Origin of the sequence: Sphingobacterium sp. UBA5996, from assembly GCF_002429765.1 — a bacterium.
GTDB lineage: Bacteria > Bacteroidota > Bacteroidia > Sphingobacteriales > Sphingobacteriaceae > Sphingobacterium.
Window position 1 is genome coordinate 269,554 of sequence record NZ_DJAS01000003.1, and the last position, 19,212, is coordinate 288,765.

The following is a 19,212-nucleotide window of genomic DNA, read 5'->3' on the forward strand; positions in this document are numbered from 1 at the left end:
TAAACCAATGCCAGTATTAACAAATTGGCACATTTAATTTTTATGAAAAGACTATTCATCTATGTTATTAGTGTATTTTTAGCCTGTACATATTCCTGCTCCAAAAAGGAACTTGTATCGCACTATGAGAGACCAGATTGGCTGAAAGGCAATGTGTGGGAGGTTTTGGACAATCGCAAAGAATTTACCATTTTTTTAAAAGCGGTTGAACGTGCTGGTTTTAAAGAAATATTGAATGGCAAAACAATTGTATCTGTCTTTGCGCCCAGCGACCCTGTGTTTTTAAGCTATCTGAAGGATAGAAACCTGCCCTCGATAGATCAAATCCCAATCCACGAACTAAAAAAAATGATCGGTTACCATCTGATCTATTATTCGTACGATAAAAATAGACTGATGAATTATCAACCGCAGGGGAGTCAAAATCTGCAACCAGCTTTTGCAGGACTGTATTACAAACACCGCAGCAGAAGTCAAGATTCCATCAGTGAAGAAATGGATGTAACCGATGGAATTGTCAAAAAAGTATATCATAAAGACAGGTTTGTTCCAGTTCTTTCTGCGATCCATTTTCAAACTAAAGGAATTGATGCAAAGCAGAATTATGAATATTTTTTTGGAGCAGATAGCTGGTCAGGAACAACTGGTTTTAATGTCTCGAATGCAGGAATTACGGAATATGATATTCCTGCAGATAATGGTTATGTGTATGTGATCGATCAGGTAATTGCGCCCTTACCTACTGTTTATGAACGATTGGATCATAGTACAGCCTACAAGGATTTCTTGGCTGTTTACGACCGTTTTCGAACTTACACGTATGACGAACAGGCGAGTATGAATTATGCAGCTGCAGGAGAGTCCTTATTTTTAGTTCACCATGGTGCTTTACCTGCGATTGCTTCGGAATGGTCATATAATGGTGAGTCAGGTACTCCAGACTATGCCAATCTTGGCGATCTTTCCTATAAAGCGTTTAATGTATTTGCGCCCAATAACCAAGCATTGTCGACTTTCTTTAATCAATATTTTAAATCATATTATCCGTCGATGAAGGAGGTAGATATGTTGCCTTTGGCAATGATGCTACGTAACCACGTATACGCTGGAAATATAGTCTTTCCTGCTGAGATCGGTAAGAATCCCGATATCAAAACAGTCGATGGAATTCCTATTGTTTTCAATACTCAGTCGGACGTAGGAGATAAAGCGATTGCCTCTAATGGAACATTCTATGGGTTAAATAAAGTGTTAATTCCGGAAGCTTTTAATAGTGTGACTGGCCCCGTGTTGGTCAATCCAAAATACAAAATTTTCATGTACATGCTCCATAACTCGGGTATGTTCAAAACACTCACGAGCAAAGATATACGTTACACACTGTTGATTCCTTCCGATGAAGAAATACTCAGTACGCTTTATGGCGATAGTTATATCTTCTGGAATGAAGGTAACCCCTTTGTATTTGGAGACGAAGAAATCCAAATTCAAAATAACGACGGTGTTAAGGTGGCAATGTCGCAACGGCAACAGGAACTTTTTGTTTCGGACCATATTGTATATGATGATATCACAAGTTTATCTGCTGCCAAAGTTTACCGCACCCGGAATCCATACAACTATATCTTCACGAAAAATGGCAACTTATATTCAACAGCGACATACAATAGCAACGAGCCTGTATCTGTGTTGCCACTTGCAGGCAATTGGTATAATGGGAAAAGTTATGAAGTAGCGCAAACGGTACTGGGTGAAACGCGGACTATTAAGTTTACACTGATTGGCGCTGAAACAAGTAGCAATCCGCTAAATAAATATGCCGAATTTTCGAAGTTATTGGCTAAAGCAGGGATGATAGATGCAGGCAGCTCGCTGTCCTTTCTTTTTGGCAATCGTTTTATTCTGTTCGCCCCGGATAATGCCACAGTGTTGTCGGGCCTAGCTGCGGGCCTGATTCCAACAGAGAAGACAGCCTTGGCAGAATATCTTAAATCTTATTTTGTTTCCGTATCCGACAATTCTATTGGCGATTATCCTTTCCCCGGTTTCGGTGTTCAGGGAACCTGGAATACCACACGAAGAACAGGGTATAACCTTTATCGGCAAATTACCCTAATGGATTATGGGACGGGACTGAGTTTGGAAGATTCAGATGGGACGCACATTTCAATCGTAGACTATCTGCCACAAGTATTTAATGATGGAGCTGTCTATCATATCAACAAACTTTTAAAGCCATAAGCATGGTTTCATTCGCGTTGATTCATTACCATAAACTAAAATTCATGAAGCTAAATATATTTTTAATCATTATCTGGATTGCTTTTGTACTGCCTGCTTATGGGCAGCGTGCAAAAGTCTTGACCGGTACTGTCCAAAGCGGACCAAACGCGCCTTTGGCAGCGGCTTCCGTCTATATCGAAAACAAAGATAATCGGAGTTTGATGGGCGCTTCAACAGACAATTTAGGTCAATTCACCATTGGAGTTCCCGCCGGTGAAGGCCTAACTATTGTCGCTGCCTGTATAGGTTATAAGACCACAAAAATTCCATTTAACGGGCAGAGCACTGTAATCATCAAGCTCGTTAAAGACGATCGTATGATTGACGAGGTTGTCGTTACAGGAGAGAAGGCCAATACAAAGAATAGCATGGGAATTAACTACCGCAATCAGGTTTCGGCAACTGAACGCTTTGACATGAAAGAGTTGGAAGCACTGCCTTTTGCTTCTATTGAAAGTGGGCTACAAGGTCGGCTGGCGAATGTGGATATCGTGTCTAGCGCAGACCCCGGTGCAAGAAGCTCTATCCGGATTAGAGGGACATCCTCGTTGAATGGTAATTCAGAACCCTTAATCGTTGTTGATGGTGTTCCTTATCCTACCTCCATAGGTAGCGACTTTAATTTTTCCACCGCTAACGACGAAGATTTTGGTGGCCTAGTGAATATATCTCCTAACGATATCGAATCCATCGAAGTGTTAAAAGACGCCGCGGCTACAGCGATTTGGGGCTCTAAAGGCGCAAACGGCGTTTTACTCTTTACCACGAAAAAAGGACGTAAGGGTAAAACCCAATTTGCATTGTCCAGCAAATTGGATGTTAAGCGCGAAGCAGAAACAATCCCCATGTTAAATGGAGGACAATATGTCGCACTGGTACAGGATGCCATTTGGAATTCAGTGAATGATCTGGGCTATACTTCCGCGTTACCATACCTCAATTTACTCTATAATACGAACGAAATTAAATATGATCCATCATGGGTCTATTTTAATGAGTATAATCAAAATACCAACTGGCTTGAACAAGTGACCCAAGTGGGACATTTCGAAGATAATTCTCTTTCGATTAGTGGCGGAGGAGATAAAGCCACCTACAGGCTGTCGCTAGGTTTTTTAAATGATGTGGGAACGACAAAAGGAACCAAACTGAATCGCTATAATTCACTGTTGAGTCTCAATTATAAATTCTCTAACAAGTTTAATGTTAATGCTGATATGTCCTATTCCATTAGTGATCGGAAGAATTTTTGGACGGGTGAAGATGTGAGTACGCCAAGAGGTATGGCAATGACAAAAATGCCAAATATGAGTCCTTACGTCATCGGAGAGGATGGTCAGTATACAGATCAATATTTTACGCCAAGGATCAACTTTCAGGGTTCATTTGGCGACAATCAAATGTTCAATCCAGTAGCGATGGTGAATGAATCAATCAATAATACTGTCGGCGAGCAAGCAAGGGTCGTCTTTCGAGGGATCTATACTATTATTCCAGCGCTTCAATATATTGGTACAGTTGGATTTGATACCAGGTCAACAAAAAATCGAAAATATTTGCCGCAGGCTGTTACCGGAGTTATCTGGACCGACCCGTTCTTCAATAGGGGATCGGATATGCTGTCAGATGAGTTATACCTAAACACCGAGAATAAATTTATATTCAATAAAAAGATAAAAGAGCATAGCATTGTTGCTACGGGCTTATTGCAGACAAATGAAGCACGAAAGTTTAGCTATGCCAGTGAGACATCAGGCAACGCATCATCATCTTTAAGTGATCCAACCGCCGGCGGCGCCGTCGTGAATATGGGGTCGGGAAATTCTAAAACACGGAATATCGGTGCGATTTCCAGTTTGCATTACGCATATAAGGATCGTTATATCGTCAGTGGTACATACCGTTGGGAGGCCAACTCCAGTCTCTCGGCACAACATCGCTGGAAAGGGTTTCCTTCAATTGGCGCTGCCTGGCATCTCGGTGACGAAGAATTTATTAAAAAACTTGGTCTTATCAGTACGGCGAAACTTCGTTTTAGCTGGGGGAAAAGTGGAAATGCCCCTTCGGGCGCTTTCACCTATTTGGGCACGTTTCAGCCGCTCACGCCAGGTTATATTGATATGACTGCTGTGGGACCAGTATCCATTCAATTGGATAATCTTAAATGGGAGACGATAACCCAAACTGATTTTGGTGTCGATCTCTCTTTCTTTAAAAATAGACTTCAATTTACGGGTGAGTTATATAATCGGGTGACCACAGACCTCCTACAAAAGGACGTGACATTACCTTCATCCACTGGTTTTGGTAAAATGCGGTACTACAATTCTGGCAAATTAGCCAATAAAGGCTGGGAATTGATTTTCAATGCTGAGGCAATCCGCTCCAAGGATTTTGGTCTCTCTGTTAATCTGAATGTGTCACGTAATAGAAATGAAGTTATTGTACTTCCCGATAACATGCAATTTGAGAACTACAACTTCGGTAATGGCAAATATGCGCATAAAATTATCGAAGGCAATCCAGTAGGCTCATTTTACGGCTACCATTATCTCGGTGTATATCAGAACGAACAAGACACCTATGCCAAAGACCTGGACGGAAAAGTAATGTACGACCTACAGGGGCAACCTGTCTATATGGTAAATGGCAACAGGCGGGTATTTGCCGGCGATGCCAAATATCAGGATATCGACGGGAATGGTGTGATTAATCAATATGACATTGTCTATTTAGGAAATGCAATGCCCTTATTTACAATGGGGGGCGGGATAAACCTGCGTTACAAAGCTTTTGCGCTAAGTACTTTTTTGCACGGTAGATTTGGCCAAAAAGTAGTCAATCAGGTACGGATCAATACGGAGAATATGTATGGTACAGCTAACCAAAGTACCGCTGTACTTGGAAGGTGGCGCCAAGAGGGAGATGTTACAGATATACCACGGGCGCTATATGGTGAAGGTTACAATTACTTAGGGTCGGACCGCTTTGTGGAGGATGCATCTTTTGTTAGGTTAAAAATGATCTCTCTCAAATATGCACTTCCTAAAAAAGTAATCGAAAGATGGGGATTGACCCGCTGTGAAATATTTACGACGGTTCAGGATGTCTTTACGTGGACTGATTATTCTGGTCAAGATCCAGAAGTCTCCCTCTCAAGTAATATTTATATGCTGAGCCAGGATAATGCAAGTACGCCACGTCCAAGACGCTTTGCCTTGGGGGTAAATGTAAACTTTTAAAAAAAGGAAGTGATGAAAATATGCTATAAATTAATGATGCTGTGTCTATTGTTGCCAGCGGCATCTTGTCAGAAATGGCTTGATCTCAAACCACAGAATGAACAGGTCAGTGATGCTTACTGGACCAATAAAGCTGAAGTAGAAGCTGTATTAGGTGCGGCCTATGTAAAATTACAAGGTGCTGTTAAAACAATGCTAGTATGGGGCGAAGGCCGGGGAAATACACTGAGCTTAGGTGGATATGTTGATGTCGATCTTTTAAGGTTAAAAAGCTTCTCGCTTTTGCCGACAAACAATTATGCAAAATGGGGTGAATTTTATCAGATTATCAATTATGCCAATATGGTGATAAAGTATGCCCCTGCTGTTATTGAAAAAGATCCAGCGTTTAATCAAGCGACTATGGCATCTTTTTTATCGGAGGCTTATTTTTTGCGAGCACTCAGTTATTTCTACATCGTTAGGACTTTTGGCGAGGCACCATTGATCCTAGAACCCTATATGGACGATCAGCAAGCATACGAATTGTCAAAATCGTCCAAAGCTCAGCTCTTTGATCAGATTGTGCAGGATCTGACGGTTGCGTCAAACAACGGCAAGGAGATTTGGCCAACGGTTTGGGAAACCAAAGGGCGTTCCACAAAATGGGCGATACAAGCATTGCTTGCTGATGTTTATCTGTGGTTGGGAAAATATGATGAAGCGATTATTTCATGTAATGCAATACTCCAGTCAGGAAAATATGGTCTTTTACAAGGGACAATCAATAACAAGAATAATTGGTTCAGTATTTTTAATCCCGGAAATTCCAACGAGGGGATTTTTGAAATCCAATTTGATTATACCAAGAATCAAACAAATAAATTGATGGAAATATTTGGCTCCAATTATAATTGGATCATATCCAACTATTGTGTGTCGCTATTTACAGAAAATGCCGAAGATATCCGCGGCGCAGGGGCATCCTACGAAACGGTTGCCTACAAGCTTTGGAAATATTTAGGGGCAGAAGGAAATACAACGATTCCTAGACCCTATAGTGATCAAAATTGGATCATTTATCGGGTGGCGGATATTTACCTGATGAAGGCCGAAGCATTGATTATGAAAGGAGAAAGTTACTACCCACAAGCGGTAGAATTGATCACTACGATTCGGTCAAGGGCCGCAATTTCCCGCCCGCTCGAAGCAGGAAGTACCGAATTGGATATATTGAAAGCATTAATGGATGAGCGTGCACGGGAGTTTGTGGGAGAAGGAAAACGTTGGTTTGATCTATTACGTGTGGCGCAACGAGATCAATATAAATATAAAGAATATTTGATCGAACAAGTATTACTCGGCGTATCAGGAGCCTCAACACCTGTGATTAGATCCCTATTGCTCAATGAGAATGCGCACTATTTGCCAATACATGCCGATGAATTGAAGTATAATAAATTGCTTGTGCAGAACCCGTATTATGAAAACCTAAATTAATGCAAAAATGAAAAAGAATCTTATTCCTCTTTCTAACCTTGTGCTGCTTTTTATTGGATTATTTTCAATCCTACTCTCCTCCTGTAAAGATGATTTCGAAAATAATACCTATTCAGCGTATGAAGATTTACCCATGGCTTCATACCTTAAAAATCAGCCCGAAAAATATGATCTATGGGTCAAAATCCTCGAGAAAGCAGATTTGTACAATACATTGAATATTAATACCATATACACGCTCTTTGCTCCAGTCAACGATGGTGTCGAACGATATCTCAAAAAAGTGAATCTGACTTCGGTTGATCAGATGACAAAAGACGATGCTAACTATTTGGTGCGTTATCATCTTGTTCCAAATGTTTCAATTGACCTCGGTCAGTTTCAAAGTGGGGCAATCTCAGATTTAAATGCTACCGATGATAATCTTTTTGTGGAGTTCAAAGATGGTGGATTGGATCAGATCTATTTGAATGGGCTATCGCGATTTAATGCTTTCGATATTAAGGTAACTAATGGAATTATCCATAGCGTAGACGATGTTTTGGAACCTCTTACAGCGACTATATTGGATCGATTGAAGGATCAAAAATATAGCATATTTCATGATCTGGCCGTGGCAACCGGATACGACGAGCGATTAAATACCGTCTACACAGTAGGCACAGACCCGGATGGAAATCCAATCCAACAGCGATTCAAATATACGGCATTTGCGGTAAGTGATGCTGTTTACCTGAAAGAAGGCATTCATACGCTAGCAGAGCTATTGAATAAACTGGGCGCATCAGGATCAGACCTGAAATCGACAAGCAATCTTGCTAACCGTTACATGGCTTACCACCTATTGGCGCAGCAGCGCTCTTTTGCCGATTTAGGTAAATTCCCCGCTGGCGCGACAAAAATGAATTTGGAAACCATAGCCCAATACGAATTGATAAAAATTAGCGAAGGAGGAGAAGGTTTGGTTATTAATACCGATGAACGTGTCGGCAGTGCTATTCATTTTAATGAAATCAATATCCCCTGCAAAAATGGTGTATTGCACGATATTAGCCATTGGATGCCAATTTTCGTTCCAGAGCAGGTCAAGGTTATTTGGGAGTTTACAGACTACCCAGATATTGCCGCCAATGTTACCCAATACAGAAACCCGAGCCTTGGAGCGCAATACAATAAAATCTTTGTGGCCAACGAGCTGACGAGTATTACATGGCGGGCGCAACCAGAGACCAAGTCAAATGTATTGATTTATCGTAACAACAGGAGTGCGGACGGTATTTGGTATACGGGTCCGCTGAATTACGATCATTTACGTGTAGAATTGGGCGAATCGGGATGGATTCAGATGCGAAGCCCCACTATTGTAAAGGGAAAATACAAAGTCAAATTGACGTGGCCTAGTACTAAATATACTTCAAATACAGGAATTTGTGCCTTTGTATTGGATAATGAAATGCTGTATCCCCGGTTGGTGATGTCCAATACCAGCTCCGACAAAATGATGACGCAGGATTTAGGAACCGTGGAATTTAGGGAAACAACAGACCATACCCTCCGCATACTATCACTGGATGGTAAGTTGCTGACGTTAGATTACATCCAGTTCGACCCGATTAATTGACCCAAATAAATGAGATCTAATTATACACACATGAAAAACGTTGTAGGAATTCTCCTGTTCATGCTTGTTGCAGTAACAGGATGTAAAAAGAATTGGAATGAGCACTACGAGGAACAAGGATCCATATCGCAATTAGATTTGTTAGCTTATCTTAAAACTCAACCACAATACAGCCTATTTGTCTCAAAACTGGAAGAATATGGGATTGCTGAGGAGCTCACCCGCGATCAAGAATTAACCATATGGGCGGTACCTAATGATCAGATGGCAGCCTTTGAATCATCCACAGAAGATAAAATCTCGATCTTAAGGTATCATATTAATAACCTCAAATATGACAGTGGAAAACTTAAAGATGGTTTAAAATTAATTACTTTAAATGGGAAGTATCTGATGGTTTCACGTAAGGATAATCAGGCATATGTTGGTGACGCCAAACTGATTAAGGCCAATCAATTTTGTAAAAACGGGGTGGTGCATGAAATTGATCTGTTGCTGAAGCCGGACGTTAGCATTTATGATTATCTCCGTGGTCTGGGGAATGACTATTCGATCATTCGAGATAGCGTTCTCGCCATGAATGATACGATTTTTGATTTGTCAAATAGTGTTCCCATAGGGGTAGATCCAACTGGGAACACGTTATACGACTCCGTATTTACCATTACAAATCCAATATTTGAAAAGGCGAACATCCGCTCTGAGTTTGCAAATGTTACGATGTTCCTTCCTACTAATCAGGTTATTAAAAATTGTTTTGATGATTTACAGCGTCTCTATAATCAATTTGGAAAGAAGTTTTTGAGAGAAGACTCCTTAATCGCCTATACATGGATCAAAGAGGCTATTTTTTATAATGAAATTATAACTGACTATGGCACAAAGGATCTGACATCCGCCTTTAATCGCTTATGGAAGCCAGGTATACAACTGGTAGATCCGCAATATAAACGCATGAGTAACGGTAGAATCTTTAACGTGACCAAATTAAAAATTCCCAATAATGTCCATATTCAAATGATAAAGCAGTTGTTTCATTATTATGAATATGTACCGGAAAATGAAAAGGCAAACCTGTTTGGCCTCGCCAATGTGACCGCTATAGAACCAAAGGACAGGGATAAGGTAAGTTTTCCTACATTGGGGATCGAGCTTACCTACCGAACCCTTCTCATACGGGGAGATATAGCTGACAATAAGCCTGCATCAATCAATTTTACTCCGATTATGTTAGAGCGGAAGCCAGATGGTTCAACAGGTTATAAAGTCGTGGAAGTTCCACCAGGAGAATATAATCTGTATATGGGATTTTTGGCCAAAAACCATCCATTTGTGAATATCTACGTAGACGATAAGTTAGTGGCAAAGTCTTTAAATGTGGAACCGTCGACGCCGTGGAACTATGATCGCGCGACAAATACCGTAGCTGGAACCAAGTATAATGGTTGGGGAGGACTGGTCGGACCTGTAGTGATCGAGGGCGATAAAATCCGGTCCTTTAAAATTAAAGTTGAATTTGCCGGCTTAGGAAAGGGAACTGTAGAAAATATTGAGCCTTACCACTGGGCGTTGATTCCAACAGTAAATAATTATTAACCAAATGAATTTTACAGATCTCATGTATAAGAAAAATAAACATGTGTGGAAGTTGTCAATGGCTTTGTCATTCTCATTATTCTGCATGCATAGTTATGCCCAGCAAAATATTCAGGGAAAGGTCGTGAAATCGTACGATAAAACTCCCGTAGAGGGGGCTATTGTAAGTATTTTGAACTCAACACATACCACCAAGACGAAATCGGATGGAACATTTGTTTTCGATAATATACGAGATGAGTCGCCAGTTATTCGGATTTGGAGTCCCGGATTCTTTGAATCACGTATTGAAGTGTTGGGGCGTAACCAAATTGAAATAAAGTTGATTTCGGAGGGACGAGAGCATTATGAAAATGTAGTTTCGGGGTCTTTTTCTGCAGCTAATGCGACGTTGTTGACCACGGAACACTATCCTAAGGGCGCAGCCACCGTTGAAAAAGTACTAACTGGCCAGATTGTAGGGTTACGCACGGCCAACAAAGGTGGAATGCCTTCAGAAGGTGCTGCATTGAATTTTAGGGGAGTGCGCTCGTTTGAAGCAAATAGCAATCCGCTGATTGTCGTAGATAATGTACCGTATTTACCAGATATGGATAATTCTCCGATTATTGGTGGATACTCGAGAAGTATCTTTGCCCCATTTAACCTTCATGATATTAAAAGTATTCAATTCTTGAAGGGAGCCGAAACAGCACGTTACGGTTCGTTAGGCTCAAATGGAGTACTCAAATTAGAAACCTCTGCATCCGATGATATGGAAACGGTTATTGAGTATCGAGGTAATTTTGGAGTAGCGCATCAGTATAGAACGCTGCCTGTGCTGAATGATAGTCAATACAAGAGCTATCTCGGTGCCGTTGGGATGACCAATTACAACGATATGGGCGAGCTGCTGGCGCAATTTCCTTTCCTGAAAGATGATCCGAATTATTATTATAACTACCTGTACAATAATAAAACGGATTGGCAAGATCAGATTTATCGAAATGCTTTTGTAACCGATCATCATTTAAGAATCAAAGGTGGCGATGCGGTTGCAAAATATGATCTCTCGCTTGGCGTGTTGAACCAACAGGGCGTATTGGACAATACAAACAACACCCGATACAGCACGCGTTTGAATTCAACGATTGCTTTAGGACAGAAATTCGACTTGAATGCAATTATGGCATTGACCTATAACACGGGAAGAATGCAGGAACAAGGCATGTTAAAAGCCACCAATCCCATGTTGGCCGCAATGTATAGAGCGCCGATTCTTAGCCCCTATACAAAAGATAAAGACAACAACCTATTGACTGATTTGGATGGTGTTAGACAATTTGGTGTCTCTAATCCCTTAGCTCTTCTACAAACCGGCGATTTTACATCGGATGTCTACGATGTTTTTGCGCAAGCTAATTTGCGCTATAGAGCGACTAAAGATCTTCAATTTAATGCTTTGCTGGGTTACTATACAAATTATAGCCGGCAGACAACCTTTGTACCAGGATTGTCTAGCGGTACCATTCTGCCCTTAGAGAATGGAATTGCTTTAAATACGGCGCGATCGGGCGCTGGGCAGTCTGCTAATATTTCATGGAATTTTTATGGAAGTTATGCGAAGCAGTTGGGCAGCGATCAATTGGATGCTGGTATCGGTATACAGGGCCTGCTGAATAGTCAGGAGTATGATGCCGGTGCGGGCAGGAATACAAGTTCCGATTTTTACCGTACACTGAATTATGTCAGTAACGCAGGACGTAAATTTTGGGGATATGATGAAGACTGGAATTGGATGAACATGTATGGTTTCGTCCGTTACAACTGGCGCAGCTTATTGAAATTAGATGCCAGTCTTAGCGTTGACGGTACCTCCGTTACAGGCGAAAATGCCAAAAGGTTTGGACTGTTCCCGGCGGCGGACTTATCAATTCTGCTCTCTAATATGTCTTTTCTGAAGGAGAATGAATCGATAAACAACCTCGTGTTAAAATTTGGTTACGCAAAAACCGGTAACAGCCGCTTTTCATCAAAGATTGGACAATCGTACTACAGTAGCCAATTATATCGACAACTTGCTGGAATTGTAGTGGGTAACATTCCTAGCAATGAAATTAGATGGGAAGATAACCAAAATATGCAGGGTAATTTAATCTTTTCGGGGCTAAATCAACGTTTAAATATGAACGTGGGATATTATTACAACCGTGCCAGTCATCTTTTAAACAGTTTTTCTGTGTCGCCCATAGCGGGAATCGACAGGATATTTTTAAATGGGGGTCAAATCAACAATCGTGGTTTGGAAGTGGATGCTAATTTTGTTTTCGTTGACAAAACAGACTGGTCCTTCACACTGGGCGGTAATTTATCCACATTAAACAGTACCGTAAAAAAGCTGTTGAGTGTGAATCCAATACTGTTACAGCAGGAAGATGATGTTGTTCGCATCCATCAGGTGGATAAGGCACCCTTTTCTTTTTATGGATATCAATCCAATGGCGTTATTGCTAGCGCCAGAGAGGCCGAGCAATTGAATTTATACGATTATAAGAATAGAATGTTTGCTCCAGGCGATGTTTTCTTTGAGGACGTGAATAACGATGGTATTATAGATGCCGAAGATCAGGTCGATCTAGGAAGTAGTTTGCCGAAATTATTTGGGGGCGCATATTTCACTTTACGTTATAAGAAGGTTCAATTGCAGGGTCTCTTGAGTTTTACCAAGGGCAACAAGACTTATAATGCTGTACGTAGAAGTCTCGAGGATCTCGCAGGTTACAATAATCAGTCCATTGCGGCACTGCGCCGTTGGCAGACCGATGGCCAACAAACTGATATCCCACAGGTACAATATGGTGATCCCATGGAGAACGCACGCTTTTCTAGCCGATGGATTGAAGATGCTTCTTATATACGTTTAGAGAACTTGTCTTTGTCTTATCGTTTTGGGAATCATCGACTTAAAATTCTTGCGCATTCGGAATGGTATATCGCTGCTGAAAATTTATTTACATGGAGCAAATATTTGGGACTGGATTCTGTAACGGCATACAGCAATAGCATGGCTTATACCGGTGCAGACTATGGCAAAATCCCTTTACCACGGACCTTTAAATTAGGCGTCAATTTTAAACTCTAGAAAGTATGAAAAGTTATTATATACACTATAGCATAGTCGTCGTGTGCTTGGTTCTTACCAGTTGTTCCAAATATTTTGAAGTGAATACAAACGATGTTTTGACGGAAAAAGATTATGGTCAAGAAACCAATGAACTGTATTCAGGTTATATGGGAGTTGCTGCAAAAATGCAGGCTCTGGCCGATCAAACTGTATTTTTAAGTGACTTACGAACCGATCTACTTGAACCTACGGCCAATGCACCCCAAGATTTGTGGGATTTGTACAACTACAAGGAAAAAAAGGGCAATACTTTTGCCAACCCACGCACCTATTATGATCTTATTGTAAATGCCAATGCTTATTTGGAAAAAATTAGGTCTTATCGAAAAGCAAACCCAAAAGCATTGGAGGACGAGCACTATAATGCATTGATATCTGGAACAATTCGTTTTAAAGTATGGACGTATCTGACGCTAGGGAAATTATACGGTAAGGTAGCTTATTTCGATGATTCTAAGATCGATTTAGACAATTTGTCTTCCATTCCCGTAATTTCTTTAAATGAACTGTTGCCTAAACTGGTCTCATTGATGGAAATAGGTGTGGACGGTGTTGATGGAAAGTATGTCGCGAACTGGGGCAATATTTTATTTCCAGGGGTGGCTACTAATCAGCAAGATCTCACTTGGAATATGATTTGTCCATCGCCTGAACCATTATTAATGGAGCTGTATCTGTGGACGAGACAATATACAAAAGTGGTCGATATCGGTATTCGCTTTATCTATGACAATGGTAGTAATAAGTTTAAAGTCAGTAATGACGATTATAATGGGGAGTGGGTTCAGGTATTTACGAGGGATCCAATAACACGGACAAGAGTATTGATGAATATTGTACCCTATGATTTTGAACGAAACCAGACAAATCGCTTGATGCAGTTTTTCTCGAATCAAAGTCCTTCCTTATATTATTTAAAGCCGACGGCTGCCGCCATGCGTCGGTACCAGGAACAAATTCGATATGATGGGCATACCTTGGGTGATCAATATCGGGGAGAGAATTACACCTACTTTTTACAGAACGGAGCATGGGTGATCCGCAAATTTTCGAGAGATCGGGAGAGCGCTTCTGAAATCTATAAAAATAATGTCCATATTGTCATATACCGAGATGCTGATGTACACTTTTTTATGATAGAAGCCCTCAATAACTTGGGCATGTTTGATCAGGCGGAGGCATTGTTGAATGATGGTGTAGAGTTGTATCTTTCACGAAACGCAGGCAATTTAAAGTATCCTTTTGACAATGCGGCGATGAATGTTAGCCTTGCCAGAAATTGGGGAATTAGACGTCGGGTCAATCTCGCACCGGTGCACCCAGAAGGTGTTAGCAGAGATGATTTATCAACGACAGAAAAAGTTGATGCTTATAAGAAGGCATTAGATAAATTAGTTGTTGAAGAGACCCTGATGGAAAGTGCTGGCGAAGCAAAGGCTTATTTTGCGATGATGCGCATTGCCGATCGTTGGAACGACCCTACAATTTTAGCCGATATCGTCGCGCAGAAGTACCCCGTAGGCCAAACGAACCAGATTCGCCAATATTTGCTGGATAGAAATCATTGGTTTGTTCAATATCCGTTAAATTAAACTTCATTTACATTTTAAGCGGTTCAATATATAACGATTTCAATTGCTAAAAAATTCACTGTTAAAATAAGGGTATGTTTATACGATTCGAAGACAATAGATTTTTTTTCATAGGCTGCATCGCAAAAGAATTTTGAAAACCGTAGTTTTTAAGTTTTTTTAAAAAAGTTATGAACAAATCGTTAATTTTATATTTCTTAAAATCTAACAATGACCAATTCTGTAAATCAATTTTTAAAAACGTTAGAAATTAGTGATTTCTCTGCTACTCCAAAGTATTTGCAATTGGCGAATACGATTATTGATGCCGTAAAAAACGAAATATTGGTCCGGGATGATATGTTGCCTTCCATTAATGAGTTAAGTGCCTATTTAGAAATCTCACGTGATACGGTTGAAAAAGCATACCGATACCTTAAGAAAAATGAGATTATTGCTTCGAACCCCGGTAAGGGCTATTATGTGCATAAAACAGATGTACAATCGAAACTTAAGATTGCAATCTTTCTGAATAAACTCAGTGCGCATAAAAAAATTGTGTATGATTCCTTTGCAAAGGAATTAAGTGACTATGCGAATTTGGATTTGTTTGTTTATAATTCAGATCTATCGTATTTAAATACACTTTTAGGGAGTCTAACGAAAACTTATGACCATTATGTTCTTTTTCCACACTTTAAAGAAGGCAGGGATAAGGCCCCGGATATTATCCGGAAAATCCCTTCAGAAAAGCTAATGCTATTGGGTAAGTTTATCGAAGATGTACCTGGCGATTTTCCTGCGGTTTATGAGAACTATGAACAGGATATTTACTCCGCTCTGGAGGAAGCTAATGAAGTTTTGAGTAAATACAAAAGCTTAAAACTGGTCTTTCCGGACTACAGTGATTTTCCAAAGGCTATTATCAAAGGGTTTTATAAATTTTGTCAGCAATATGCTTTTGATCACGAATTAGTTTCTGATATCGATGAAGAGAAGGTAGAGAAGGGAACGTGTTACATTAACATTATCGAAGATGATCTTGTAAAACTGCTGAACAAAGTGATACAGAAAAAATTGGTCATCGGAACTGACGTTGGTGTGATCTCCTATAATGAAACACCATTGAAGAAATTTATTCTCAATGGTATCACAACCATATCGACTGATTTTGAAATGATGGGACGTCTAGCGGCTGAATTGATTATTAAAAAGTCCAAAGACCGTGTTGAGGTTCCATTTTATTTGAAAGTTAGATCATCGATTTAGAACCAGGATATAATAATGATTTCTTCGCATAGTGGGGGAATTATACATAAGGAATGCGCAGTCCAAAATGTGTGCCGATAGTAGCTGTCTTTTTGTAATAGAGGTAGTTGTATATAAAAGAAAAAGACTGGNNCCAGTCTTTTTCTTTTATATATAAACTTCGTTTATTTTTTTAAGGTCTTCACAGGAAACAGTTCAATAACACCTTTTGCAACCTTGCTGATGTTATTAATTGCTTTTTCTGGGTTATCGACATCTCCAGATCCGCGTGCCTGCCAAATCACAGCATTTGTTTTGCGGTCAATAGCTTCGATAATCAGATGACCATAACGATAGCGCTCTTTTGCAACTGGGTAATAGCCGCCACCGTAGTAATATGGTGAAAACCATGGTCGATACCAACCCCAGGGTCCACCCCAGCCGTAGTAACCGCCGCCACCATAGACCAAGCGACTCTTATTATTGACAATCGTGATGTATCGAAATAGCAAATCAGGGTTATCTTTGGAATATTGAAGGCCTTTTGCTTCCAAAGCTGCATTTGCTGCGTCCAGGATATTGGTTTTAGCGATATCATTGTCAAAATAAGACTTTGATAACGAGTCGACCGGAGGCAACCAAGCATACGTCTTAAATGGCGTAAAATCCATCTTTTCTACCCGTGTGGTATTGTATTGATAAGACGAACATGATGCGAGTGCAACGCAAAGCACCAAAAATAATAGAATCTTTTTCATCGTAGTAATTATTATAAGTGTGATCTCATCGGTGTAAATGAGCTCGTTTCACTCGGTTTGTTTATTAACTGTGATGAATCTATCATGAGTATTTTATCACCGTATTTAACGGCCAACTCATGATGGTTCATGGCCTATATTGAACTTATATTTATTTAACTAATTTGTTTTTATTCCTTATCGTATACCTTTCAAGTGTAAAAATATTACAGTTGACGGTCTTTATGGCAATTGTTTCTTTATCCTCCAGGATGCTATTATCCTTTTTGATTTTACAACCTATTACTTTAGACAAAAAACTATAAATATGGTTTAATCGTAATTGTAAAATTAATAAGGATATTTTGCCACTAGCGGAATCTGTCTTCCAGGACCAAATGCTTTTGGACTGATCCGCAGGATAGGAGGAGCTTGAAAACGTTTGAATTCAGCATTATTAACCAATTTACATATCCTTTCTACTAACGATTGTTCAAAGCCCATTGCTACAACCTCAGATCCTGCTTTCTCATTTTCGATGAGTTCAAAGAGGATTTGATCCAATAGTTCATATTCCGGTAAGGAGTCTGAATCTTTTTGATCTGGCCGAAGTTCTGCGGAAGGTGCTTTTTCAATGGTATTGATTGGAATGATTTCCCGTTCTCGATTGATATAGCGTGCTAAATCATAGGCTTTGGATTTGTAAACATCACCGATTACAGAGATGGAACCTGCCATATCACCATAGAGCGTACCGTATCCTACAGCAGCTTCACTTTTATTGGACGTATTGAGCAGGATATGACCAAACTTATTGGAAACGGCCATCAAAATTACAGCACGGGCGCGTGCCTGTATATTTTCTTCGGTCGTATCGGGTTGTAGATTCTCAAAAAGAGGGGCCAAGCTATGCTCGTATGCATTAGCAATATCTTTGATGGGAATGATATGGTGTTTGCAGCCAGTATTGTTGACCAGATCCATGGCATCTTTTATCGAATGGTCGGAAGAATAAACCGATGGCATCAGTATGGCCAATACATTATCGGCCCCGAGAGCCTCGCAGGCTAAAGCAGCAACCAAGGCCGAATCCAGTCCGCCCGACAGGCCTAAAACTGCCTTTCTAAAACCAGATTTTTGAAAATAATCCCGAAGGCCCAGGATTAATGCATCGTGCACAAGCTCCATCTCAGATTTAGGGCGCTTCGGAGCGGCTGTGGTGGAGATTATATTTTGTTGATGATAGGTTATAAATTGAAGATCCTCTTCAAAGCTTTTTAGTTCAGCGACCGTTGTACCTTCATTATTCAAGGCAATGGAGCGTCCATCAAATATAATATCCATGTGAGCCCCAATTTGATTAACATAAATCAGCGGTCTGCCCGACTTTGTGACCTGCTGGCTAAGAACGTTAACGCGTTCCTCAAAATGCGTATAGGAAAAAGGAGAGGCCGCTATGTTGATGAGTAGGTCTGGATTTTCTCTTCTCAGTTCTGCCATGGGATCGCCAACGTACGAATTGCCACCCTCGTCATCGTCCCACAGATCTTCGCAAATTGTTAGGGCAATCTTTACGCCGTTCAGTTCGATGCAGTTGAAAACTCTACTAGGTTCAAAATAGCGATATTCATCAAATACATCATAATCAGGCAAAAGACCTTTTTTAACAACATCCTTTACGATTCCATGTTCGATAAATACAGCAGAATTATAGAGTTCTTTACCTTCAGGATCACCGTTTTTGACGGGTGCTCCGATGATACAGGCAATATCATGGCACTGTGCAGCGATTTGATGAATAGCTTCATCACATTGATGTCTGAATGCCTTATTTCTTAACAGGTCCTTGGCGGGATATCCGCCAATTGCGAGTTCGGCGAAGATAATAAGATCGGCAGCGGCTTCTTTGGCCTGATGGATGGCGCTAATTATTTTTTTAGTATTTGCTTCAAAATTACCGATATGGTAATTTAACTGTGCTAAAGCTATTTTCATATGCTATTGATCGTCTAAAAATAAGATACCTACTTATGGAGGATCTTCTCACAAATTTATTTCTTTTTTTTGATACTAAGCTTGCTCTTATTGGAATAAAGGAAAGTTAATCAAGAGAAATCGATGTTTGTAACCTGTGTGTTACCGATGTGGCAATATACTGGGGTATTTCTAAGGTATATATAAAATAAGCTAGGGCAATTGCATCGAATAGGGCCGCTTCTTAAGGCAGTAATCGCCTGTAAGCAAATTGGGAGGGGAGGAATGAATAGCTTTA

10 protein-coding genes are annotated in these 19,212 nt (G+C 40.3%); 8 read left to right on the forward strand and 2 right to left on the reverse strand.

Annotated features, from left to right (window positions below; genetic code table 11):
• Nucleotides 1-42 precede the first annotated feature (42 nt).
• The 8 genes from B3E00_RS02225 (at nt 43) to B3E00_RS02260 (ending at nt 16,224) form a co-directional block, all read left to right on the forward strand.
• Nucleotides 43-2,241 (forward strand): fasciclin domain-containing protein, encoded by a 2,199-nt coding sequence (locus B3E00_RS02225; RefSeq protein ID WP_293936627.1) that lies wholly within the window; start codon nt 43-45, stop codon nt 2,239-2,241.
• Between the two features lie 44 nt (nt 2,242-2,285).
• Nucleotides 2,286-5,525 (forward strand): SusC/RagA family TonB-linked outer membrane protein, encoded by a 3,240-nt coding sequence (locus tag B3E00_RS02230; protein WP_293936630.1) that lies wholly within the window; start codon nt 2,286-2,288, stop codon nt 5,523-5,525.
• A gap of 12 nt (nt 5,526-5,537) precedes the next feature.
• Nucleotides 5,538-7,004 (forward strand): RagB/SusD family nutrient uptake outer membrane protein, encoded by a 1,467-nt coding sequence (locus B3E00_RS02235; RefSeq protein WP_293936634.1) that lies wholly within the window; start codon nt 5,538-5,540, stop codon nt 7,002-7,004.
• 7 nt (nt 7,005-7,011) lie between these two features.
• Nucleotides 7,012-8,625: a fasciclin domain-containing protein gene (locus B3E00_RS02240; RefSeq protein WP_293936636.1), complete on the forward strand. Its 1,614-nt coding sequence runs from the start codon at nt 7,012-7,014 to the stop codon at nt 8,623-8,625.
• Between the two features lie 30 nt (nt 8,626-8,655).
• Nucleotides 8,656-10,221 carry a fasciclin domain-containing protein gene (locus B3E00_RS02245; protein WP_293936639.1) on the forward strand — a complete coding sequence of 522 codons (1,566 nt, stop codon included), beginning with the start codon at nt 8,656-8,658 and terminating at the stop codon, nt 10,219-10,221.
• Between the two features lie 4 nt (nt 10,222-10,225).
• Nucleotides 10,226-13,342, forward strand: coding sequence for a SusC/RagA family TonB-linked outer membrane protein (locus tag B3E00_RS02250; RefSeq protein ID WP_293936641.1), 3,117 nt, complete (start codon nt 10,226-10,228; stop codon nt 13,340-13,342).
• Between the two features lie 5 nt (nt 13,343-13,347).
• Nucleotides 13,348-14,976 (forward strand): RagB/SusD family nutrient uptake outer membrane protein, encoded by a 1,629-nt coding sequence (locus B3E00_RS02255; RefSeq protein WP_293936644.1) that lies wholly within the window; start codon nt 13,348-13,350, stop codon nt 14,974-14,976.
• A 210-nt stretch (nt 14,977-15,186) separates the two neighbouring features.
• Entirely contained in the window at nt 15,187-16,224 is a 1,038-nt protein-coding gene (locus tag B3E00_RS02260; RefSeq protein ID WP_209578255.1) for a GntR family transcriptional regulator, read from the forward strand.
• Between the two features lie 164 nt (nt 16,225-16,388).
• Here B3E00_RS02260 and B3E00_RS02265 read toward each other — a convergent pair whose 3' ends face one another.
• Together B3E00_RS02265 and B3E00_RS02270 are read right to left on the reverse strand one after the other, a co-directional pair.
• Nucleotides 16,389-16,961, reverse strand: a complete 573-nt coding sequence (locus B3E00_RS02265) for a DUF4136 domain-containing protein (protein ID WP_209578256.1) — start codon at nt 16,959-16,961, stop codon at nt 16,389-16,391.
• Between the two features lie 330 nt (nt 16,962-17,291).
• Nucleotides 17,292-18,935: an NAD+ synthase gene (locus tag B3E00_RS02270; RefSeq protein ID WP_293936647.1), complete on the reverse strand. Its 1,644-nt coding sequence runs from the start codon at nt 18,933-18,935 to the stop codon at nt 17,292-17,294.
• Between the last annotated feature and the right edge of the window lie 277 nt (nt 18,936-19,212).

Coding starts and splice junctions, on each gene's coding strand:
- B3E00_RS02250 (WP_293936641.1), top strand. CDS start 10,226: ATGAATTTTACAGATCTCATGTATAAGAAAAATAAACATGTGTGGAAG.
- B3E00_RS02260 (WP_209578255.1), top strand. CDS start 15,187: ATGACCAATTCTGTAAATCAATTTTTAAAAACGTTAGAAATTAGTGAT.
- B3E00_RS02235 (WP_293936634.1), top strand. CDS start 5,538: ATGAAAATATGCTATAAATTAATGATGCTGTGTCTATTGTTGCCAGCG.
- B3E00_RS02270 (WP_293936647.1), bottom strand. CDS start 18,935: ATGAAAATAGCTTTAGCACAGTTAAATTACCATATCGGTAATTTTGAA.
- B3E00_RS02265 (WP_209578256.1), bottom strand. CDS start 16,961: ATGAAAAAGATTCTATTATTTTTGGTGCTTTGCGTTGCACTCGCATCA.
- B3E00_RS02230 (WP_293936630.1), top strand. CDS start 2,286: ATGAAGCTAAATATATTTTTAATCATTATCTGGATTGCTTTTGTACTG.
- B3E00_RS02225 (WP_293936627.1), top strand. CDS start 43: ATGAAAAGACTATTCATCTATGTTATTAGTGTATTTTTAGCCTGTACA.
- B3E00_RS02240 (WP_293936636.1), top strand. CDS start 7,012: ATGAAAAAGAATCTTATTCCTCTTTCTAACCTTGTGCTGCTTTTTATT.
- B3E00_RS02245 (WP_293936639.1), top strand. CDS start 8,656: ATGAAAAACGTTGTAGGAATTCTCCTGTTCATGCTTGTTGCAGTAACA.
- B3E00_RS02255 (WP_293936644.1), top strand. CDS start 13,348: ATGAAAAGTTATTATATACACTATAGCATAGTCGTCGTGTGCTTGGTT.